This window comes from Maribacter polysiphoniae (assembly GCF_003148665.1).
GTDB lineage: Bacteria > Bacteroidota > Bacteroidia > Flavobacteriales > Flavobacteriaceae > Maribacter_A > Maribacter_A polysiphoniae.
This window is the reverse complement of sequence record NZ_QGGQ01000001.1, coordinates 261,286-286,505: the sequence shown is the minus strand read 5'-3', so window position 1 is coordinate 286,505 and position 25,220 is coordinate 261,286. Positions and strand designations below refer to the sequence as shown.

General features: G+C 42.0%; 5 protein-coding genes. 1 reads left to right on the top strand and 4 read right to left on the bottom strand.

Going from position 1 to position 25,220, the window contains the following annotated elements; genetic code table 11:
- The 3 genes from LX92_RS01170 to LX92_RS01160 form a co-directional block, all read right to left on the bottom strand.
- Nucleotides 1–17,169, bottom strand: a complete 17,169-nt coding sequence (locus tag LX92_RS01170; protein ID WP_109648446.1) for a T9SS type B sorting domain-containing protein — start codon at nucleotides 17,167–17,169, stop codon at nucleotides 1–3.
- 452 nt (nucleotides 17,170–17,621) lie between these two features.
- Nucleotides 17,622–19,757 carry a PorP/SprF family type IX secretion system membrane protein gene (locus tag LX92_RS01165; RefSeq protein ID WP_109648445.1) on the bottom strand — a complete coding sequence of 712 codons (2,136 nt, stop codon included), beginning with the start codon at nucleotides 19,755–19,757 and terminating at the stop codon, nucleotides 17,622–17,624.
- Nucleotides 19,758–19,766: 9 nt separating this feature from the next.
- A complete protein-coding gene (locus LX92_RS01160) occupies nucleotides 19,767–22,022 on the bottom strand; it encodes a T9SS type B sorting domain-containing protein (RefSeq protein ID WP_109648444.1) in 2,256 nt (751 codons plus the stop codon).
- A 268-nt stretch (nucleotides 22,023–22,290) separates the two neighbouring features.
- Between LX92_RS01160 and LX92_RS01155 the strand changes: the two genes are divergently transcribed.
- Complete coding sequence (locus LX92_RS01155) at nucleotides 22,291–23,976, top strand: glutamine--tRNA ligase/YqeY domain fusion protein (RefSeq protein WP_109648443.1); 1,686 nt, start codon at nucleotides 22,291–22,293, stop codon at nucleotides 23,974–23,976.
- Between the two features lie 253 nt (nucleotides 23,977–24,229).
- Here the strand turns inward: LX92_RS01155 and LX92_RS01150 are convergent, their stop codons facing one another.
- Nucleotides 24,230–25,159 carry an SPFH domain-containing protein gene (locus tag LX92_RS01150; protein ID WP_109648442.1) on the bottom strand — a complete coding sequence of 310 codons (930 nt, stop codon included), beginning with the start codon at nucleotides 25,157–25,159 and terminating at the stop codon, nucleotides 24,230–24,232.
- Between the last annotated feature and the right edge of the window lie 61 nt (nucleotides 25,160–25,220).

Sequence of the window (25,220 nt, the reverse complement as noted above, 5' to 3'; positions counted from 1 at the left end):
TTAGCGATATAGGGTAAAATGTCCAACAAATTCACGATCATCAGATTCACCTTGTAGTTTAATGATGTACCAATAATCACCGGTTGGTAGTTCTGCACCATGGTATAGGCCGTCCCATCCGTTTTTACTGACTACATTATCTTCAACTACTCTACCATAACGATCATAAATTTTAATTAGTATTTTTGGGTATGACTCAATATTTCTGGGCAACCATATGTCATTTTCACCATTTCCATCAGGTGTAAAGAAGTTAGGAATTTCGATATCTATGAATTCCATTGCAATGTTAGCAATGACCTCACAACCGTTCTCATCAACAACCCTAACAACATAAGTATCAGTCCTATTGATCATATAGGTGTTATCAGAACCATTATCAACATCTCCGAAGTAGAAGTTGTATTCCCCTCTTCCCCCTGTGGCAACTGCAGTAATTTCATTGATATTGTTGTTCTGCAATTCCAAGGTCAATGGTTCAAATCCTAGGATTTCAAAATCGACGGTATTTACACATCCATTACTATGGGCAATGGTCAATGCATGTGTACCTGGTGCCAAATTGCTATAGTCAGGGGTCAATTGCATATCAGCTGGATCTGTTGAATCCATTGCATACAATACATCACTGGTAATAGAAGGATCTTCCAATGTTACCACAATATAATTGTTCGGGGTATCACCGGTACATTCATATACAGGTTCAACAGTGGCATTAAGGTTTTCACCTGCGCCAACCTCAACAATGATGTTATCCTCACAACCATTGGCATCCCTTACGAACAATAGGTAACTACCAGCAGCGACATCTGTAAAATCCAATTGATCTTGAACAAAGTTCGATTTATCATTTAGACTTGTGCTGTATGGAGCGGTACCTCCTGTTATTGATACGGTAATTGTACCGTTGGCTTCACCCACACAAATCTCAGGGGTGGTGGTTGCGGAAATCTGTAACATATCCGGTTGACCAATGGTATATTCCAATATTTCGAAACATCCGTTCATATCTTGGGCGATAACCGTATAATCCCCAGGTGCCAAATCGGTAAAGGTATTTTCTGTATCGAATTGGTTAAGGTTAGGGGAAATTGCATATTGATATCCACCTGCACCACCTGAAAGGGTAACGGTTATACTACCGTTGGTGTCACTAAAACAGGTGACGTCCACAACATTTTCGGTATAGGTCAAAGGTTCTGGTTGTATGATAACAACCTCCTCTGCCGGAGTGGTACAATCCTCACTGGTTACATTCACGTAATAGGTACCTGCGGGAAGTCCAGTGAACTTACCAGATCCTTGAGGACCGGCTACGCGTGTTGCAATGCTCAAGGATGCATCGGTATACAATTCATATTGATAGTTACCTAAACCACCTGCTGCACTGGCATAGATGATCGCCGTAGCCTCACCATTACAATTGATCACAGCGGCTGACGTGTCTACGGTCAACGCAAGGGGTACAATCGCTGTTTCAGTTATGGCATTGGAACGTACCGATTCACAAGCACCTCCTAGATCACGTACATAGTACTGGTGTGATCCTGAGCCAAGCATACCACTTTCTGGTAAAGGCATTGGATTGCTGGTCATCGGACTAAAAGTAATATTATCCAAGCTGTACTCATAAACACCGCTTCCGCCTGTGGCACTCAATTCGAATTCCACACCTGTAGCACAGGTCAATGGATCGGTACGGATCAATGTTGCTTCAATAAGTGTAGGTTCTGTGATGGTAACCTGATTGGTTTCCACATCACAGTTCCATCCATCGGAAACAGTAATACTATAGATACCTGCTCCTAAATTATTGAAGTCAGGACCACTTTGAAGAGTACTTGTAAATTCAATGGTTGTACCTGAAGCATCGTAATAGTTCAATTGGTATTCATAGTTTCCACTTCCGTTCAATACATTCACAGCGGAAACACTTCCCGTGGTATCGCCAAAGCAGGTTAGTGCCGTGTTCAACGGAATGGCATTTGCTGTCACAGGTGTTGGCATATCCAATAAAATGGGATAAGCATTTGTTATGGAACAACCTCCTGCATCCACTATGGTAACGCTATAGTCACCAGCAGACAAGCCTGAGAATACTGCACCGGTTACATCATTCAAAGTACCGGAGGAATCCCCTGTTGTGGTATTGGTCAAGGTAATATCATAAGGAGCTATTCCACCTGTTGGGTTTACCCTTACTTCCCCTTGATCATCGGTACATTCTACCCCACTCAAAACAGTTGTTGTCTCGGTCAACGCCATATCGGGTGATGAGATGGTAACTGTATTGGTTTCATCAGAACATAAAGGAGCAGCGGTTTCAGTAACCCGTATATAATAGTTACCACCAGAAAGTCCGGTAATCATTCTTGGGTTTACACTTGTATCAGTACTTACCGAAGGTCCAATAGGGTTATCGTTACTATCAAACACTTGATAATCGTAAGCACCTACATAACCATCAATAGTTAATTCTATCGAACCATTGCCATCACCAAAACAAATAACTGGATCTATAGCCACTGCGGTTACCTCGATCAAATCATAGGGCGCTATTTCATAAGGCAGTGTATCAACATAACATCCGGTTGTTGTATCCGTAATACGGAACGTATAACTACCTACGGCAGTCAGATCAAACTGTGTTGTTGTATTCAATGCTGTTGCCACTTCAGTGCCGTTAGGGTTTCCTATTGGCAACAATTCATAGGTATAGGTATTGGCCACATCACCATTGTCATTCACGGTTATCAACACTTGTTCAGGTCCTGCACAAGAAATATTGGTAATTGTGCTAACCGTAGCAGTAAACGTGTTCAATGGTTCAATGGTCACTAATGCCGTATCCGTACAACCATTATCATCCTTTATGGTTACCGTAATGGTCTGCGTAGAACCAGTATCCAATATGGTAAATGTATTCGAGGTAAAGAAATTCGTACCATCAATACTGAAGGTATAAGGTGCTGTACCATCAATACCGGTTGCAGTTATAACTGAACTCGATGCCGTATTATTAGGATTACAGGCAAAATCAGTTGCGGTTGCGGTTACATCAACGGGATCAGGCTCAACAATTATCACCTGTTGTGTATCTGAACATGCTTTGCCGGAACTTACCGTAATATCATAGGTTCCCATGGGTAAACCGGTGAATAAATTACTGGTCTGTACCGTTGGTGGGTTCGTTCCATCATCCAAAGTATAGGTATACGGTGGATTATCATTGGAAGGAGCAAGGTTTACCTCGATAGACCCATCAGCACCTCCATTACAGGAGACATCTTCTTTGTTCCATGTAAATACTACTGGTGTTGGTGTTTCAAGGGTAATTGGGGCTTGGGCATCACAACCCGAAGCACTGGTATCATAAACTAAAGCAGTATAAGTACCAGGCGCAAGTCCGTTAAAGACATTGGATGCCTGTCTAACTCCACCGGTTACACTTGTACCACCATTATCCAAAAGGTCATATTCATAATTTAGGGACCCGCCAGTTGCCGTAATTGTTATTACACCATCATTAAGGGCACAACTAGGTTGTACGGTTGCAGCAGGTGTTAAACCAAGTGGCGGTAAAATCTCTATGGTATCGGTTGCTGTACATCCGTTGGCATCCCGTACGGTAACGGTATAAGTTCCTGGTGCGGTTACAGTGAAAGTATCGCTGGACTGATATCCGTTTCCAATACTGTATTCAAGTGGCGCAATACCAGCACTACCAGTTACGGTAAATGTATAGGATGTTCCGTTGGAGGTACATTGGTCAGTTGCATAAGTAGGTGCCGTTACCGTAGGCATAGGATCTTCATCTACGTTTATGGTGATCATATCGGTACAACCTCTGGAATCCTGTACATATACGTCATAAGCTGCAGGATATGTGGCTGGCGTTAGAATGGCACTTGCATTTGAGGTGTACAATCCTGTTGGTGAGGTAGTCGTTGGGACAAATGCATAGGTATACCCTGGAGTTCCTCCTGTCGCCTGTACACTTACTTGGGCCCCAATAGTACAATTCGCATTGATATTGCTTAGCTCAACAAGATGAACAGCAGCATCCGGTGATCCTATGGTAATCGTGTTCGATGTAGCCGGACAGAACGGGGTATCCGTTGCAGTAAAAACTACATAGAAGTTTCCTGCGGACAATCCGGTTATGCTTAAGATACCTGGAGCTACACCCGTATTGGTAATGGAAGTTGATGTTCCATCACTGTTGAAGACCTCATACAAATAGTTTCCGTTATACTCCGTAACATTGATTTCCATAACCCCATCATTGTCCCCGAAGCAAGTCACTGGAGAAACAGGAGTTGCGACAACCTCAATAAGGTCGTAAGGAGCAATAGTGTAGGGAGCAGTGGTGAAATAACAACCGGTCACATTATCGGTTACCCTGAAGGTATAATCCCCTGGGGTTGTCAACGTAAAGTCGGCAGAATAGTTTCCTGCTCCTGGCGTTTGCACTGGAGCGCTTCCAGTTGGTAACAATTCAAAAGTGAAATCACCTGAACCATCGGTAACAGTTACACGTGCAACTTCATCATTGGCACAAGTTATAGCCGTTTGTTGGCTAACGGTTACATCGGTTATGGTTGGTAATGGGTTTATGGTAACCGTATCAAAATTGGAACAGCCATTGGCATCCCTTACGGTTGCCGTAATCGTTTGTGTTGCTCCCGTATCAATTACATTGAAGGTATTTGTTGTAAAGAAATTGGCTCCATCAATGCTATACGTATAAGGGGTCGTTCCTGTACTAGGTACATCTATTGTTAGAACGGAAACATTTACGGTATTGTCAAGGGCACAGGCAAAATCCGTGGCACTTGCGGTAACCACCAATGCTGTAGGCTCATTGATTGTAATGTTATCCGTGGCAATACAACCTCTTTCCGAAGTAACGGTAATGGTATAGTTACCTGGGTTCAATCCAGAGAAACTACCCGTACCATTTGTGATAGCGGGATCTGAACCATTATCTACGGTATAGGAATACGGTGGATTATCATTTACCCCTGTTGAAGGAGTAACCAAACTAACCGTAATCGTTCCATTGGCAGCACCAAAACAAGTAATATCTGTTTTCTGGGTGGTGTTCAGGGTAACTGGGGTTGGTTCTTCCAAAGAAATTGGAACATCAACACTACAGTTAGGGGTTCCTAATGTATCATCGGTAACCCGTACGATATAGTCACCAAAAGCAACTCCCGTAAATTGGTTACCTGCTGCGGTTATACCTGTCGGAGTTAAATCCGATTGTAACAATTCAGCAGTAAAAGAACCTGAACCACCATTTACGGTAAATTCAATTACACCATCGTTAGTTGTACATGTTGGTTGGGAAACTACGAAAGCACTTGCTGTCAATTCAGCATCAATGGTAATGGGTTCAGTTTCACCACAATTATTGGCATCCCTGATCTCTATGGAATACGCACCTGCGGTGAGACCCGTATACGTATAAGGGAAACTGGCAATGCTTTGGAAAGCACTTCCATTAATACTCATGGTATATGGGGCTACCCCTATATTTATGGCATCCAGTGAAACGGTGATACCGAAATCCCCTTCATCTGCACAGGCATCATCCAAGGCCAATGAAATATCGGGAGTGGTATCGGTAGCCACGGTTACGGCATATGGGATTGCAATGACACAACCATTGGCATCCTGTACATATATATCCCAATTTAAACTTGTAGTAGGGTCCAATTCCACGGTGTTGTCAAAAGGATAAACACCAGGGTCACCGGCTCCACTAATGGCCGCACCATACGAATATGGAGCTGTACCACCTGTTGCTTGCATAGTGACAATAGCGTTGGTTTCGTTACAATTGGCATTTATAATACCAAGTAAGTTCAACACTAATGGCTCTGGGGCATCGATGGTTACACTATTCGAAGTGGCAACACATTCAGGATAAGCGGTTTCGGTAATGTGTACGGTATAGGTACCTGCGTCTAGCGTTGAGGATGCTGTAAAAGTATATGGGTCTGCAACGGCAGTATCCGTACCGGAAGCACCAACTACAGGAGCACCGGTATTATCCAATACTTGATAGTTGAACGTTCCTGTGTAACCTGTTAGGGTAACACTTATTTCCCCATCAACACTATCACTACAAGTAGCATCCGATACCATGGTAGCTGTAACATCGATTAGGTTATAGGGAGCAATGTTATGTTCAACGATGACCGAACAGTTTGTTACGGTATCCGTGATTTCGTAAACATAGGTTCCTGGAGCAGTCAATACAATATTTGTGGGATCTGCCACTGGGTTACCACTTGGAAGTTCCGCATACGTATAGGTACCTGAACCATTTAATGGTACAAGTTCTATTATTTCCGCTCCATTGGAACAATCAATAACCTGTGTTTGGTTGATTGAAGCCATAACTTCCTGCATGGCCGGAATAACGACTACTTCAGTATCCAAACAACCATTGGCATCCCTTACGACAACATTGACATCGGGCGATCCAAAAGGTACCTGGTAGGTATTTCCTGCTTGGAAATTAAGACCATTATCAAAGCTATAGACATAAGGTCCTGTTCCCGATGGATTTCCAGGAGTGGCATCATTGATTGTTACGGTAATCGTACTGGTCGTATCATTACAACTAAAGGCTGAAGCCGAAGCGGAAATATCCAATTGGGTAGGTTCATCTACATCAATTGATTTAACATCTTCACAACCTTTGGCTGAGATTACGGTTACATTGTAGGTCCCTTGTGAAAGTCCGGTAAAGACATTGGAAGGCTGTGTCGTTGTACCTCCATCCAAACTATATTCATAAGGAACATCGATGTTTCCGGCATCCAATGTTACGGTTATGGTACCATTGGTTCCTCCAAAACAACTTACCTCGGTAGCGGCCAAAGTAAATGTTGGATTTACAGGAGCTGGTAACGTTATAGTTACTGGGGTAGTACAATGGGTAGTGGTATCCTCCACTTCAAACATATAAGCGATGGAATGTGTTAGTCCGGTAAATACGCCTGAAACCTGGGTAGGTCCAGCAGGGGTAATTTGGGTGTAACTATAGTTTCCTGAACCTCCATTTGCGGTAATCGTAACCTCACCGGAATCGGCAGGGTCACAGTTGTCGGCAGCCGTGATGTTCGCACTTAGATCCAAAGGAGGATAAATAGTGATATCCTTAGTTTCTCCACAACCATTGATATCGGATATGGTGAAGGTATGGTAACCAGAACTCAAATTGGATATCGTCATGGTATCCCCAACCGAACTTAAACTACTTGCTTGGGGCGCAGCACCATCTACACTGATGGTATATGGAGACATTCCTACCACATCTAATCTAATATCCACCTCAAAGGAACCTTCAGTGGCCGTACATTGGTTAGTGGAAGCTACGCTTATCTCTGGTGATGGATCGGTAATTACCGTAACAGCATCCGATTGAATACAATTATTGGCATCTTTTATATACACAATGTAATCACCACTTTCAACATTGAAGGTATTTGTGCTATTTCCGGCCCAAGTTGAAACGATTGGGGCAGGATCTGTTGATAGAGTAAGTTGATATTCATAAGGTGCCGTACCATATTGGCCTACAGCCGAAATTTGACCGGCATTCACATTACAATTGTCATTTTTATCGGCTGTTGCATCTACTTCAAGTAAATTCGTAGATTCGGTAATCGTGAATTGATCAGAAGTTACCGTACAACCATTGTATGCTCCACCTACTTCAGAAAAAAGAATATAATAGACCCCTCTTGGTAATGGGCCTAAGTTCAAGATTGAAACGCCTGTACCAACTGCAGGTGGATTTACATTGGCAGATCCGGAAATACCGGTAGTGATATTCGATTGTGCATTGAATATCTCATAATTTACAGAGGTAGCTCCAGCGTCATAATTATCGAAAGTAAAACTTACGTTTCCGTTTGCACTTCCTGTACATGTTATATTGGAAACAACATCTAAATTAGAAGTAAGTCCGGAAGGCGAATCTATAGGGGCCGTAGCACTTTCAAAATAATCACAATGTGTTGTATTGTCATGAACTACAAAGGTATAGGTTATACCCGGGGTTAAATTTGTAAAGGTTCTTGTTGGTCCGCCAGGTGTATCTGGTGGATAAAAAGTTGAGGCATATGGGGCACTAAAACTATCTAATATCCCGAATGTATAATCAGTTCCTAAAATTGCTGTACTAACGGTAACTATTGCCGTACCTCCTGTTGCGCAATCAGCGGTTAACGCTGAGACATCAATATCCAGATCATCCGGTGGAGATGCGATAATATTCGTTGTTACCAAAGAACATCCATTTGAATCTACCACATCTACCTCGTATATACCGAATTCTAGAATAGCGAATGTATGGTCTTCACCACCTGCGGTAGTTACATAGTTTGCCGAGTATCCGTTATTCCCAGTTAAGTAGTACGTATATTCCGCAGTACCTCCTGTTAAGTTTTCCACGGTAATGGAACCTGGGTCTGTTCCCAGTGCCGTGTTACAGGTAATTGGCACAAGATTAATATCATAATTTATTGGATCTGGCTCCAATATGATTATGGTTTTCATATCCGTACAAGATTTGGCATCGGTTACGGTTACTTCATATGTACCTGATGGTAATCCAGCTGTTTGTGCTCCATAGTTGGTTCCTGTAGTGGTGTTGAGTACTGAAATAGTAAAAGGTGCCGTTCCTTGGGTGTTATCCAAATTAACATTAATCGTAGCTCCGGAATCCCCATTACATAGAATATCCACGGTCTGTACCAGAGATGTAATTACGGGATATACAATAGGGCTTACTACCGTTTGTGTTATTACGGTACATCCGTTATTATCTGTAATTCTAAAGTCATATGTTCCATCGACACTTGCAGAATATGTAAAACTATTACCTACAATGGCAACAGGCGCCGACCAAGATACCCCACTATTTGTACTTACTTCATAGGAAGCATAGGGTAAATATCCATTGGTGATAGTAACATCAATCTCTGCATCTGGTGAAACGGTACAATCCAGTCCTTTGGTTAAGGTAGAAGTAGCAGCCAATTGAGGCTCGATAAGGATACCGTTAAGCGCATTCGACACACAACCATAGGCATCTGTAACTTGAATATCATATGTGCCTGGAGTAAGGTTCGCTATGGTAAATGGATTACCAACGACAGCCGTTTGTGCCCCACCGTTGATGGTATAGGTGTAAGGAGCGACTCCATCGGTAATACTTACTACCAATGACGCTTGGTCAGTACCATCATAGCAATAATCCGTTGCTGGTTCCAACGCAATTGTCGGGGTTTCAGCAGGGTCTAAGGTAATGGGTTTGTCAATGATACATCCACCTGCATCACGTACATAAATATTGTAGGTACCCGCGGGAACATTGTTAAATGTATTTGAACCTTGGTAGGCATACACTATGGCAGGACCAACCGTATTTTCCAATTGATATTCATAACTACCCCATCCATCTGTGGCAATAACGGTAATACTTCCATTTTGGATACAGGTAACAGGTGAATTGGTAAAGGTGAAATCCAACGCAGCTGGCGGATTTTCGATAACCATGCTGGTCGTTGTGGAACAGTTGGTCGTATCATCCGTAATGGTTACCGTATACGTATCGGCTGGATGGCCAGCTACTGCAATTGGAGTGGTAAAATTGATATTATTATCTGATTGTATGACAGTAGATGCACTGTTTTCAACCGTATAACTATAGGTAGTTGCAAAATCACTGACCGTAAAGGTAAACGCACCATCAGCCGCACCAAAACAACTTACGTTATTGGTTAATTGGGAAATAGCCGTTACTTGGGGTATATCGACCACGGTATAGCTTTCTTCCAATTCACATCCTTTGGCATCGGTCACCTTGAAGGTATATGTTCCAGGAACCAAACCGGTAAACACGCCTGTTGTTGCCCCTGTTACATTGGTAGTTGCAGCGGCAGGAGCCGTGATTTCATAATTAAATGGTGCATTGCCGTCAATAACGGTAATTGTTACATCCGAATTTATGGCAGGACAGGTTGGTGCCGTGGCAACAAATGTCAGATCTGTTGGTGGGTCCAGCGGATCTATTACAACGGCTGGGGTAGTTGCTATACATCCATTGGCATCTTTTACGGTAATGGTATAAGTGCCTGCTGTAATTCCTGTATTGAAAGTATCCGATACTTGGAAGTTGACACCATCCAAACTATAGGTGTATCCTGGAGTTCCACCAGAGTAATTTATAACTTGTAAGGTTGCTGAGGTATTGATACATGTATAATCCTGAACAACGTCAATGGTTCCTGGCACGAGGACAGGAGGAGCAATCAAATCTACGCTATTATTGGTTACACAGCCTTTGGCATCGGTAACCGTATAATTGTAGGTGCCTGCAGCCAAACCGGCATAGGTGGTTTGTGTTGAAGGGGCACTACCATCGAATACGACCTGATAAGGTGCTGTACCTCCGGTAATATTTAAGGTTACACTACCATCCGCACTTGTAGTACATAATGGGTTGGCAACTACCTCAACAACGGTAGGCGGATTATTGGCTGTTATCACCACTTGATTTGTGGTCACGGTACAACTTTCCGTATCCGTGATTATAAATTCATAGGTACCGGCCGTTGTGGTGGTATATGAGAACGGATTGGAAGGAACAGCTGTACTGGCTTGTACAGAGCTACCATCCCGTAGTACTTCATAATTGAAGGTTGGGTTTCCACCACTTACTGAAATACTTATTTCAGCATCCGGTGTTGCGCTACAATCAAGATCTTTGACCAAGTTAGCAGAAGCTGCCAAGGTTGGGAATACATCGATAGTGGCTGATGCAGAACAGTTTTTACTATCTATTACTTCAACGGTATGGCTTCCAGGTGCCAAACCAGTAAAATCAGCTTCACTTTGGTACGCTCCGCCATTCAATCTATATTGAAATGGAGCCGTTCCACCTGAAGTGACATTAGCGGTCAATATGAGTCCTGTAGTACTATCATAACAAAGACTGTTCGCACTAACGCTTAACACCGGAGCAACAGCTGGATTTAATGTAAAACTATCGGTAATCGTACATCCATTGGCATCGGTAACATTGACCGTATAGGCCGCGGAGGTATCGGTGAGTCCATTAAGGATTCCTGTGGAATTCGTTGTGTGTACCGAACTTGGGTCAATGAATTCATAAGAATAATTGCCCCATCCTCCCGAAACATTAACAGTAACCGAACCAGAATCCAAACATGTTGGGTCTGTAGGTACAATACTGTCGATGACCAATGCTGATGGTGGATCACTTACTGTGATTGTGGTGGTACTGGTACAATTCGTTGTTTCGTCTGTAACTATAATCGTGTAAACACCTGCGATCAGGCCGGTTTGATTGATTGTTGCAATTGTTTGACCTGTTACCGGTGTACCCCCATTAATAGTGTATTGGTACGATGTGGTAAAGCCACTTATGGTAAAGTCTATCGCACCGTCAGCTGCTCCCATACAGGAAACATTGTTGACCAATACCCCTACAACATCAATTGGGGTAACTGGGTCGATTGTATAATTTTCGGTATAGGTACAACCGTTGGCATCAGTGACCAAGAAGGTGTAGGTATCTGGAGCAAGTCCGGCAAAAACACCAGTAGTTGCACCTGAAATATTTGTGGTTGAAGCCGCGGGAGCTGTAATTTCATAACCAATTGCTCCTGTACCCCCTGTTACTGTAAGGGTAACATCGGAAGTTTCCGTAGGGCAATTTGGAGGTGTGGCAACAAAGGATATATCCGTTGGAGGATCAAGAGGTAATATAATCACCTCATTCGTCACAAAAGTACATAAGTTGGCATCCCTTACGGTAATGGTATAGGTACCATCGGTAAGTCCGGTAAAGGTATCCGTAGGCACAAAATTAATACCATCGATGCTGTACATGTAACCAGGGGTTCCACCGGAAACGTTTTGGGCTTGAATAGTCCCTGTTTGCAAGCAGGTATAGGGTTGTGTCAATACTGCATCCGCAGTTATGGAGTCAGGAGCTGTTAAGGTGACACTTCCATTGAAGGTACATCCCTTGCTATCTTGTACAATGTAATTGTAGGTACCTGCAGCCAGTCCGGTGTAAAGCGTTTGCGATGAAAGTCCACCACCATTAAAATCAACTTGGTAAGGTGCTGTTCCAAAATTGGGATCAATAACCACTTCGACACTACCATCCGCTAGTCCATTACAGGTCGGATTCGTTGGATTTGTTGTTGCCGTAGGATTTGTAATGGGATCCACAACAACCGTTGTTTCGGCCGTACAACCTTCATCGTCGGTAATCAAGAAAGTAAAGGAACCATCCACTGCAGTTGTATAGGTAAAAGTATTACCGGTAACTGGGATACTGGTACCACCATTTACTTGATAGGTGAAAGCTGAATAACCGCCATTTATGGTAATATCTATGACTGCATCCGGTGAGGTCGCGCAATCCAATTCTTTGGTAAGAACAGGGGAAACCGATAATTGTGGTTCAATCGTAACGGTATTCGAAGTGGCGCTACAGCCATAGGCATCAGTTACAACAACGGTATAACTACCTGGTGTTAAGTTGTTGAATACATTTCCGGTTTGCGTTGGCCCTCCGTTCAAACTATAAGAATAGGGTGCAACTCCGTTTGTTGTTGTTGCAGTTAGGCTAACACCACTCCCTGGATCAAAACAAAGGTCTGTAGTGGCGTCAAGTGATATCGTTGGGTTAGTTGGTACGTCAATGGTAAAAGTATCCGTTACAACGCATCCTCCGGCGTCGGTTACTTGAATGGTATGGATTCCGGTTTGATTGAGTCCAGAAAATACATTACTGGATTGTAGACCAAGAACAACGGCATCGGGTTGTGTAATTTCATAGGAATAGCCGCCCCAACCATCGGTTGCTGTAATGGTTACTGAACCATCTGCCGTACAACCTAGTGGGGTTACATTAAATGTAAAATCCAATGGGTTGGTTGGTTCGTTTACCGTTATAGTTTGTGTGTCGGTACAATTCGTAATCTCATCGGTGACGATAATGGTATAATCGCCTGCAGAAAGGCCCGTAAGGTTAATAGTGTTTGCGGTTTGTGCAGTTATTGAAGTGGCACCGTCAATGCTGTAAGCGTAGCTGCTTGAAAAACCATTTACGGTAAAGTCAACAGCCCCATCTGAAGCCCCCACACAGGTCACATTATTGACCAAGGTACCTGCAACGGTAATTGGCGATACGGGGGTAATGGTAAAATCTTCTGTGTATGTACATCCTTTATTGTCGGTGACCCTAAAGGTATACGTACCGGGTGCAAGTCCGTCAAAACCAGCAGTCGTTCCGGATGTGGAAGTAGCAGCTATGGATGAAGGAGCAATAATATCAAAAACATAAGGTGTATTCCCGTCTACAACGGTGACGGTAACATCGGAAGTCTGGGTAGGACAATTCGGGGCCGTAGCGGTAAATGTTAGGTCGCTAGGCTCATTTAATGGTACTATCGTAATGGCAGGGGTTGCGAACGTACATCCATTGGCATCCCTAACCGTGATGGTATAGGTACCATCGGTCAAATTCCCAAATCTATGGGCGTTTGGAGTCGTATCAGGAATAAATGTAACACCGTCAATACTGTAGGAATAAGGTGTGGTTCCCCCTGTTACGCTCTGGGCTTCGATAATGGCATCTTGTACACAAGTATAATCTTGAACTATAGTGCTAATAGCACTCAATGCAGCTGTTGGTGCACCAATGGTAATATCCTCGGTATAATCACATGAGGCGGTACCAAAAGTTTGATTGATACGAACCGAATAATTACCGGCAGCCAATCCCGTAAAATAGCCGGAATTGTTGGAGCTTATTGGGGTATCGGTATCATCACTCAAGAAATAGGTTATAGCGTAACCATGGTCATTGGTCAGATTGAATTGAATTTCACCTGTTGTGTCACCGAAACATTGGACATCGGTGATGGTAACTGGGTCATATTCAGCAGCTGGCCGAAATTCAATCGAAACCATATTTGAAAAAACCGGGCAGTTATTGTCGTCAACTACAACAAACGTATAATCACCTGGAGCGAGTACTTCGAAAGTGGTATTGGTTTGGAATTCGGTTGACGGAATATCATTGATGGTTGCATATGAGGTTATTGTTGTTCCGCTTTCGTTTACATATTCCCATATGGCGTAGACATGCGGAGCTTGTCCCCCTGTTGATTCCATGAGTATGGTTCCTGGATCACAAGTAATGGCTTGTAGCACCCGGGCATCCAAGTCCAGATCATTTTCATCGATAATCGTTATTTGCTCACTATAGTTACACCCGTCATCCGTGCGTACTACGGCAATATAATTGCCTGGATTAAGACCTGTAAACGTAAAGTTGTTATTGGTCTGGGCAGATTCACTATCAACCAATGTACCTTGTCCCCCATTAGTACCGTCATCCAATCGAATTTCATATTCATAATTGGCATCGGCATTGGTCACTCGAATGGTGGCAGTACCTAAAACCGTACAGTTTGCAGGGGTTACCTCAACTTCATATTGTACATCCCTTTCAACAATCCCAATAACCGGTGTTTCAAAAATACATGCATCGTCAATAGGGTTTCCGGCATTGTCCAATTGTGTAACCTGTACCCTATAAGCTCCGTTTTCGCCAGTTCCAAAATCGAAACTAGGTCCATTGTTGGCACTAAAAGGGGTTATGATATTGCCAGTTGCATCATCAACCAATTGGTAACCGTAACCGGTGCCTAAATTGGTGATGGTTATATTACCTGGTGTAGTACAGATGATATCGTTATGGTCATATTCTATGTCCAATGTATTTTGGAATACATTGAAGTAAAAACGACTGGTACATCCATTCTGATAGGTGACCGATAATCTGTATTTACCTTCACTCGATACGAGATAATTATTCCCTGTTCCTTCAGGACTCCAAGTACAGGTGAGGTTTTTGTTTGCACAATCATCCCCGGCGGCGTCACAACTGCCCTCATCCAATTTTTCCCATACAATGCTCTGGGCATCGAGTATGTTTACTTGAATTTGGCGTGTATCCCCTATCCCACAAAGGAATAATTTGGGAAGAAGGTCATTGTCAACACTACATTGTACTATTTCCCCGGCCAGGTCATTGGAAGGATCGGTATCACTGTTTACGGAATTGAAATATTCTATGACAGGGTTGGGTATGATACCTGAACCATAAGGTACCACGGTAATGATTTCTTTAAAACCCTTACATGGATCGGTGGCTATTTTATCTACAATATACGTTCCAACCTCGGTTACCGACATGGTACTCGGGTCGTTATCGGGATCACCATCGGTAATTACGGTATCAGTCGAATCAAACAGGTTATTGCCGTTATCGTCCCTTACCCATACGTAACCATCAAAATTATCACCGGCATCCAATATAGCTTCGGTACCACAGAGTTCTACGGTACGGGAGAAGTTACAGTCAGAAAGGTCATCCAATAAAAAGTTTGTTGCCCCAGGGACAACGAATCCACATGCATCGAAATCCGTGACACTGGGGTCATCGGTAACTTGGGCCGCGTTCTGAACACCGTGATAGGTTGAGTATGCCAAGTTTTGGATTAAATCGGAACAGGCGTCAACAAAATCAAAGCAGTTTTCGGCTACCTTAACGCGCATTCGAATGGAATACGGTGTTAGCCCCTGTAATACCAAGGCATTAGGAATGGAAAATTCTATGGTATGGGAAGCACTGTTGTAAGAATAGGTTACTCCTGAAGGCAGTACGAAATCTGAATCTGTGAAATCAATGCCATTAGGTGGAGCAACGTTTACGGGGAGTACATCCCTGATGATATAACCGTCGACATCATCATTTCCGATATTCTGGAAGGTAAGTTCATAGTCGAGGATTTGGCCAAGATGTACACCTTGCCCGGTAATGTCAATGCCACCAGGGGTTTTCACCCTTTTTTCCAATACGATTTTAGGTTCTATAATCTCTACATCGAACGACGTGAAGAACACGTCGTATTTATCTTGGGTAGAGCTAAGCCGTAACGTGGCACTTGTGGCATCATTTGGTATAACATTGTTGTTAGGTCGGTTGGTCACCGGGAACAAATCAACGTCCCACCCGAGGGTATTTACACTGTTCGGATTTCGGGTGGTTATAATATCCGGATCAATGGTAATGTTCGAATTGAAGAAGTTGTTAGCTGGATTCTGTGTGCTGTAAAGAGCGCTAAAAGAACCATTTGCGTTGATTTCAAGTCCATCACCGCGAATTCGATTATCACCTTCAAGGGCAGCAATACCAATATTGGCATTTACATTGAAAGGAGCGGGAAGGGTGGTAAATCCACTTATGGGAATATCTACATCCGGAGCCGCCGAGGCAATACCGGCATACCCATCAAAAGTGGTTATGAATTTACTACCAGGAAGGTTCGGGTTTTCATAGACGATCACTAAGTTCCAACCCCCGGAAACACCCCCGGAAATACTACTTCCAGAGCTGGCAAGTACGTCTGCCACAAAATATTCCCCATTGGGATTGGAAAGCCCGGAAACAATGGAGGTTACATCCTTATAACAGGCATACGGACTATAATAACCGAAATCAGGATCACCATCACCATCAAAAAGAATTTCATCGGCGGTGATATCTTGATAGGTACCCCCTGGTACTTGGAATTTTATATTATCAATATTACTTCGATCTGAATTGACATAAACTGCGGACCAATAAAGCCCTGCGTACCGGACCAAGGAGCAATCTACATCAGGAATATCCAAGGTAGCACTACTGGAACTGAATGTATCGGGATCACTGTCAATATCAATATATTGCATATTGAGAACATCGTTCGACTCCGATGAATTACCGGTTAAGTCGTAAGGCGTGTTCGGACTTACTACGTCTGAGACCCAATTGGCGCGTGGATTCCATATCCACCACCATCCCCATCTTTCGTATGCACCTTCCCAATGGGGATCAATTTGACGGTTGACAATGTTATTGCCAACAAATGTGATTTCACCACGAATATCTGCCTCATAACGTACATCAAAGTCGTTTTTTACTTGGGAGAAGGATGAAAGAACACCTAAAAAGAGAAAACAGGTTAATAAAAGTATTTTGGTCGACTTAATTTTCATTGGGTCAGTAAGTTTGGTTTTAACAGTTTGTTTGATTCAATCTCTGTTTTGATTGTTTTTAGACAGTCTCGGAATGTGACATTCCAAGAACTACCATTAACAAATATTACCTATTAAAATCAGGGAGGAAATTTAATGTTGTAGTACGTTGATTTTATGTTGTGAAACGTTGTATACGTGCGGTTTGTCCCTCTGGATTACAACCTATTTTGGAGTAAATGGATTGTTGTAGGAAAAGCTTTGGAATGGGATTGCCATGAATGGGAAAGAGGATAATCCATGGTGAAATACCGCCATAAAAAAATCATCCTTAGCAAAAAGGATGATTAATATCAAAATTTAAAATGGTAACATACCCCTTAAAAAAGGTTTATGAAAGGTGGGTTTTGAAAAAACCAACACCTAGTGTGCGATGAGTATAATAGGATATTTAGTTAATAAGAACGATTGGTTTATGCTATTTGATTTGGGGTAACCCGCATAATCCACATTTGGTCATCATAAGAGTCATTCAGTTTTGTATAGTACGAAATAAGTGCGTTGTTCCAAGACTGATGTTTCTTCAAATAAACATACCTATAGTTATTTTCTGGATTGATGAAATAACTGGCATGCAATCCGTAAGAGTTCAATAGTTTCACAAATCGTTTGGCATTGTTCGGATTGGCGAAAACATTGGCAATCAAATAATAACCAGAATCAATACCTTGGATGATTTGGGTTTTTAGTTCCAGGTTATTGGCGGCAACCTTATCCTTAACAATGACATTCTTTTGTAGTATATCGGTATTGTATTTGGAAGATCGCTCTTTTATTTTGTTCGAATTTTCGGCATAAGCTTCATTGGTGTAGCGATTGTCTACATTCATGATCCATGTTGCCCCATCATATTTACCATCAATATTGCTATTATGGGCTGCTACAGCTTCTTGCCACGTATCGTAACGTTCTAAATACACATACTTAAGTCCGTTATTGGGGTTATCAATATAATCTGCCGATAGGCCTTTTTGTTCAAGGTTTTCAATGAATCTGTTCATGTAGACACCGCCTTTGTAAACATTGGCGACAACGTAATAACCATCTTCAACGCCTTCCAAATCACGAAACTTGCGACTTTTAATCGTATGTTGTACTTCGTTATGAGTGGGAGAATCATGTTGCACCCTATCCCTTGCGGTTTCAGGTTTTGTGGTATAAGTGGATTTGGTCGTGGCCACGGCATCCTTCACCCTATCAGAAGGTGTAGTTGTTTCAAAAACAGGATTTTCGTTAGCTTTCGGCCCATTAGTAGACTGATTGGTATATTCTTGGTTGCCTGATGGGGTTCTGCCATCATTACTGGTGTTGTTATCCGCAAGGGCGACAGGAGGTTTACCCCCAAGGAACATTGTTTTGGCTTTTTCCTCCAGGTCGGGTCGTGTACCATTCGTTTCATTTCTGACCATGCGCATAACCATCTCAAACCTTTTTTGAAGGTCTGCTTTACGATTGGCCTCCAAGGAATCTTGCCTAAACATCAGTTCTTCGATGATAGCATCGTTTTCCGCTAACTTTCTTTTTAGGTCCTCAAGGTCATCGGAGCTGGCCATGGCGTCTTCGCGAATGGGTTCATCGGCATCTACCAGATCATTATCTTTTTCAAGTAGTACACGGTCTTCGGTCAAATTAGGGGTAAAGGAGTATGCAAAGGAAATCTCATGGGTAACACCAAAGTTGTCAAAATTACTAGACAGCCCTTTTTCCATGGTATAACCCAATGAAAGACGTTTACTTAAGTTGAAACCAACCCCTGCTGAAGCTCCATAAAAACTGTCATAACCTCCTTGGACCCAACCGATTTTTGGAAGGTCTAGTATGAGACTACCTCCTAAAACGACATCATCTTCACCAACTTTACGGGCACGTGCCAAAGGCATTAACCGTCCACTTTCAAGAATACCGGAGGCATTTTCAAATTCGTGGGTGTATTGTAAGTGTCCAGAAAAGGTTTTGTCTTTAAATTCAGTTACCGATTCACTGGTTTTTAAATTATAATCGAATAGGTTTTCGGCAAAAAGTCCGAAATCGAACTTACCGTAAGAGATATTGAAACCGGGTTGAAATGAAAGAAGATTACTATCTTGAAGACCGGCAAGGAAGGGATCCTCCTCAACCGTGGTCACACGATTTTGGTCGAAACCACTATTGTAATAGGATACGTTGGCACCGAAAGTAAAATTACTTTTATCACTTAATTTGACACCATAGGCATAATTGGCCAAAACACCAAAGTTGGATACGGTACCTTCCCGTTGGGAATAGAGACTTAAACCTAGACCTGTCCTATCACTGATCCTACCACTATAACTTAAGAAGTAATTCTGGTTGTTATCATCAAATTGTACCGATTGGTTTCTGTGTAATAGATTTATATACGAAACATCTTCCCGAACCGTTGAAAACGTTGGGTTGATCAAGAATCGGTTATACTTCAACAAGTTTTGGGAAGGCACATCATAGGTAACAAATGGTGAGTCTTCTTGGGCATTGACTTGGGTCAGTGCCGTAATAAGCATTAGTATAAATAAAAATCTATTCTTAAACATTGTATTAGTTTATCTAATTACAGTTATTGTACCTTGTTTCAGGATTCCTTGGGCATTCCGTATCTTATAATAAAATACCATGTTCTGCTTGGGAAACGCTTGGGATGAGGATGGCCATGAATTTTTATAATCGTATTCATTCAATAGTTCCTCTCCTTTTTCATTGTAAATGATCACATTAACATCGGCCTTATTCGAATACGAATTAGGTAGGACCCATTGGTCGTTGATACCATCTCCATTAACACTGATAACATTGGGTATCTTAAAGGTATCTAATAGGGTAACGTTTATTTCTCGAAATATTTCACAATTATCAATATTTGCGATAAGCGTGTAAGTACCCGCCTCGCTAACATTAAGTGAAGAAGTGGTACTGATCTCATTGTTGGAAGCATCGAACCATCGATAGGCGGTACCTCCACTTGCACTGATCGTTCTCGAAGTCCCTTCCGGTAAAACCACATCGGATGAGGGATCCAAGGTGATCAAGGATTCATCCAAGGGTTGTATCGTGATTTCGTTCGATGTCAAGGAGCAACCATTTTTATTTAAAACCAAACGGTATGTACCTATGGCATCTATATCAAAAGCACTGTCCGTTGTATTTACGGTTACACCATCTTTTTGCCATTCAAAAGTTTCCCCTGATAGGTCTGTTGGGGTGCTTAGGGTAACTAAATCGGAAGCACTGCAATACACGGTACTTGTACTTTGGATGTTCAATGTTTCTGAGGTAAGCAATTGAACGTTTAAGCTATTGCTTGTGGCGTTATAGGAACCAATAGTACCTTCAAGGGTGTAGTCACCATTTTCAGTGGTATCGGTTAAGCTGATTGAATTACTTGTTGCCCCGGAAACATCGGTGCCATTCATTTTCCATTGATACGAAAAGCCGGTGGCGATATCGGAGGTTACATCGATTTTACTGGCATCTGATAATACGGCATTTATCGTCTGTACTTGAAGTACGATATTCGTCGTTTCACAGGCCGTATATGCGGCGGCATAATCGGTAATCAATTCAAAGGATTCGGGTACGACAACCGTTGTTGTTTCTGAATTTTTGATAGTACCTGGACATGTTCCCCCACTTTGGGTAATCTCTGCATAATAAGTGCCTTCTTGGGTAACATTTAAGCTGTTGCTGGTTTCACCGGATATTTCCGAACCGTTTCTAAACCATTTATAGGTTGGTGAAATGGCTGTCGTTATAATGTTTAGGTTTTTGGTCTGTGTAGGTAATAAGACCATGTTTTCAGCATTGTCCTTGGTGACTGTGAATTCATCCGCATTTGACATGGTAATGGCAGCAGATTTTTCATTACATATGGCACTTGCTGATATTTCCACTTGATAGTCGCCTTCGAAATCAGCACTGCTGGCATCCACGATATAGGAGGATGAGGTTGCTCCGGGAATCTGGACGCCATCCTTAAACCAAATATAGCTCCATGATGGATCGGTTGTATTAATACTTAAGGTTTCGGTTTCCCCTGCACAAAGAATGTTTTTCGTTGGAGGGTTTATGAATATACCCTGTCCACCTGACCCAATGGTTACATCCACGATATTGGAATCGGTATTACCGGAACCTGAGCATACATTACCATAATCGATAAGGGCATAGTACATTCCTGAAGTTGATACGTTTAGGGTGTGACCGGTTTCCCCGGTAATTGGGGTACCACTCATATACCAAATATACTGATAGGTTTCTGGATTGGGAACATTGTCAACCTGTAAGGTTATAGGCCCTGTGGAACATACCATCCCAGGAGGGACTCCACTACCATCGGCACTAATGTTTATGTTGGTGGTAACATCCATATAATACATATGATATGGAGAGGATACACTACTGGTATATTCAGGGTCGGTCGATTTGACCCGCATGGTATATCCTTGTCCTCTTGTATCTGTTGGTATTGAAAATGCTGCGCTGAACTCTTTTGAGGAGTTGCCGTTTTGGTCACCGACACGTAGCAATTCCACTGGATTGCTGAAATTACCACTGGCATCAGAGAGTTCTAGAATGAACTCGTTGCCACTGTTCGCGGTACCTGCCCATGAAATATTGACATAATATTCATTGAACCCACCCACTCCCGCACAGATGGCGGTCCAAGCTGTGTTACCTGCCAAATTGGGATTATCTGCCGGTTCAGGGGCGTTTACTAGTATTTGTGCCGAAATGGTGTTTAGACCCATTAGCATAAATGCAATCAGAAAAAGACGGACATGGTAATTTAATGTAGGTTTCATAAGTAGTGCTTTTTAAATAACAATAGTTTACCGTCTGAAAGGGTTGATTTGGGGTTCGTTTTTAAAGATTTACAGTTGGGTGTGCTGTATTTCCGTTTTATTGTGTTAGTATTCAAAAACAAATATTAAACTTATTAACAGGCCAAAAAATTTATTGTTGTGCTGTATCGTATTTCTGTTGTGAAATCCTACTATTTGTATGCTAGGCCATTTAATAGCCTGTAATCCCTGCAATTTTGCTACATTTGCTTTGCTTAAAACAAATCAAATGAGTGAAGCTCCAAAATCATTGAATTTCATTGAACATATTATAGAGGAGGACCTTAATAACGGTTTTTCCAAGGATAAATTGCGATTTCGTTTTCCACCGGAGCCTAATGGGTATTTACACATAGGACACGCTAGTTCAATCTGTCTTAATTTTGGCTTGGGTTTACGGTATAATGCGCCGGTGAATCTAAGGTTTGATGACACGAATCCCGTGAAGGAGGAGCAGGAATTTGTTGACGCTATAAAAAGGGATGTCCAATGGTTGGGATACCATTGGGATACCGAACGGTATGCCTCTGATTATTTCCAACAGTTGTACGATTGGGCGGTGTTGTTGATTGAAAAGGGAAAGGCGTATGTCGATAGTCAATCCTCCGAGGAAATGGCGGAACAAAAAGGAACACCTACAGAACCAGGAACTCCTAGTCCGTACCGAAATCGGACTGTAGCGGAAAATATGGAGTTGTTCGAGGCCATGAAAAATGGTAATTTTAAAGAAGGAACCCATGTGCTTCGGGCAAAAATAGATATGGCATCCTCTAACATGTTGATGCGCGACCCTATTATGTACCGCATCTTGCATAAAGCGCATCATAGAACAAATACCGATTGGTGTATTTATCCGATGTATGATTGGACGCATGGGGAAAGTGATTATATAGAACAGGTATCACACTCTTTGTGTACCCTAGAGTTTTTACCCCATCGTGAATTGTATGATTGGTTTTTGGATCAAGTTTACGATAGGGACAAAGTGCGGCCTAAACAACGGGAATTTGCGCGAAGAAATTTAAGTCATACCGTGGTTAGCAAAAGAAAGTTGTTGAAATTGGTTGAGGAGAATGTCGTTGAAGGTTGGGACGATCCCCGAATGCCTACCATTTCCGGTTTACGTCGTAGAGGATATACACCGGAATCAATTCGAAATTTTGCGGATACCATTGGTATTGCAAAAAGAGAAAATTTAATTGATGTTTCGTTGATGGAGTTTCATGCAAGGGAGCATTTAAACAAAATTGCACCTAGGGTGATGGGGGTTTTAGATCCCATAAAGGTGGTTATCACTAATTATCCTGAAGGAGATGAAGAATGGTTGGAGGCTGAAAACAATCCTGAAGATGAAAATGCAGGATCAAGGCAAGTTCCATTCTCCAGGGAAATCTATATTGAGAAGAACGATTTTAGGGAAGAGGCGAATCGCAAATTTTTTAGATTGAAACTCGGCGGTGAGGTACGGTTGAAAAATGCCTATATCATAAAAGCAGAAAGTTGTACCAAGGATGCAGAGGGAAACATTACCGAAATTCAATGTACCTATGATCCAAAAAGTAAAAGTGGAAGTGGTTCAGAGGAAAGTCTACGGAAAGTAAAAGGGACTTTGCATTGGGTTTCTATACAACATGCGTTAAAAGCAGAGGTACGGGTATATGATCGTTTGTTCTTGGATGAAAGTCCGGATACCCATAAGGACAAGGATTTTATGGAATTCGTTAACCCGGATTCTTTGAATGTCATCACAGGGTATTTGGAGCCAAGTTTAAAAAGCGCCAAAGTGGAGGATCGGGTGCAATTCCAAAGATTGGGTTATTTCTGTGTGGACAAGGATTCGACTCCTGAAAAATTGGTTTTTAATAGAACCGTCGGATTACGTGATACATGGGCAAAATTACAGCAAAACAACTAAGATTGATATTATTTATTAAATTAAATATATCAATCGGTATTATCTATTAAATATGGATTGTTTTAAGCAATGTTCAGCGATTTTTAATTTTAGCCAATATGATTCCAAGGGAAGGCTTTAGATCGTCGCTTAAAATGGCTACAAACAAGAATTTGCTGTTTTAGGGGTAAAAACCATACCGATTAGAATAATTTTAGAAATAAAAAAACCACTTATGATTCATAAGTGGTTTTTTGGTTATAGGAGTAAGTTGCTATTTCTCTTTTTTAGTATTGATTTTCTTTTTCATTTCCTCTCCAATCATATTACTGGCTGTAAATGAGGCAACCATGTTGTTTAACATATCGCTACCTGCTTGGGGGGAATTCGGTAATAGAATCAAATTGGTGTTGGTTTCCTCTCCAATGGATTGTAAGGTATCATAATGTTGGGTTACGACAATTAGCGCAGACGCTTCTTGGGAATTTATTCCAACCTTGTTCAATACTTCAACGGATTCCTCCAAGCCTCGGGCAATTTCCCGGCGTTGATCTGCAATACCCTGTCCTTGTAATCTTTTACTTTCCGCTTCGGCCTTCGCTTTTTCTACGATAAGGATTCGAGCGGCATCACCTTCGAATTGGGCTGCAATTTTTTCTCTTTCAGAGGCATTTATTCGGTTCATGGCCGCTTTTACCTGGGCATCGGGATCAATATCGGTAACCAGGGTCTTGATGATGTCGTATCCATAGGTGATCATGGCGTCCTGTAACTCAGCTTTAACAGCAATGGCTATGTCATCCTTTTTAACAAAGACATCATCCAATTTCATTTTAGGTACTTCGGCACGTACTACGTCAAATACATAGGATGTTATTTGATCATGGGGATATTCCAATTTATAAAAAGCTTCATAAACTTTTTCTTTGATGACTACATACTGAACAGATACTTTCAGCTTTACAAAAACATCATCCAAGGTTTTAGTTTCGACAATAACATCCAGTTGTTGGATTTTTAGACCCACCCGTGCCGCGATACGTTGGACAAATGGAATCTTGAATTGAATTCCGGAATGTCGCACACTTGTGAATTTTCCGAATGTTTCTATGAGTACGGCCGTTTGTTGTTTCACAATGAATATGCCCGAACCAATAGTGATAATTATAAATAATATTAATGGTATTAATAAATAGTTACCCATGATAGATATGTTTTAAGTTATTGATTCAATTTACGAAAAGGTATTGGTATGTTGGTAAAAA

What these genes read in the sequence shown, in the direction of transcription:
- LX92_RS01155 (WP_109648443.1), top strand. Translation starts at nt 22,291, where the DNA reads ATGAGTGAAGCTCCAAAATCATTGAATTTCATTGAACATATTATAGAG.
- LX92_RS01165 (WP_109648445.1), bottom strand. Translation starts at nt 19,757, where the DNA reads ATGTTTAAGAATAGATTTTTATTTATACTAATGCTTATTACGGCACTG.
- LX92_RS01170 (WP_109648446.1), bottom strand. Translation starts at nt 17,169, where the DNA reads ATGAAAATTAAGTCGACCAAAATACTTTTATTAACCTGTTTTCTCTTT.
- LX92_RS01150 (WP_109648442.1), bottom strand. Translation starts at nt 25,159, where the DNA reads ATGGGTAACTATTTATTAATACCATTAATATTATTTATAATTATCACT.
- LX92_RS01160 (WP_109648444.1), bottom strand. Translation starts at nt 22,022, where the DNA reads ATGAAACCTACATTAAATTACCATGTCCGTCTTTTTCTGATTGCATTT.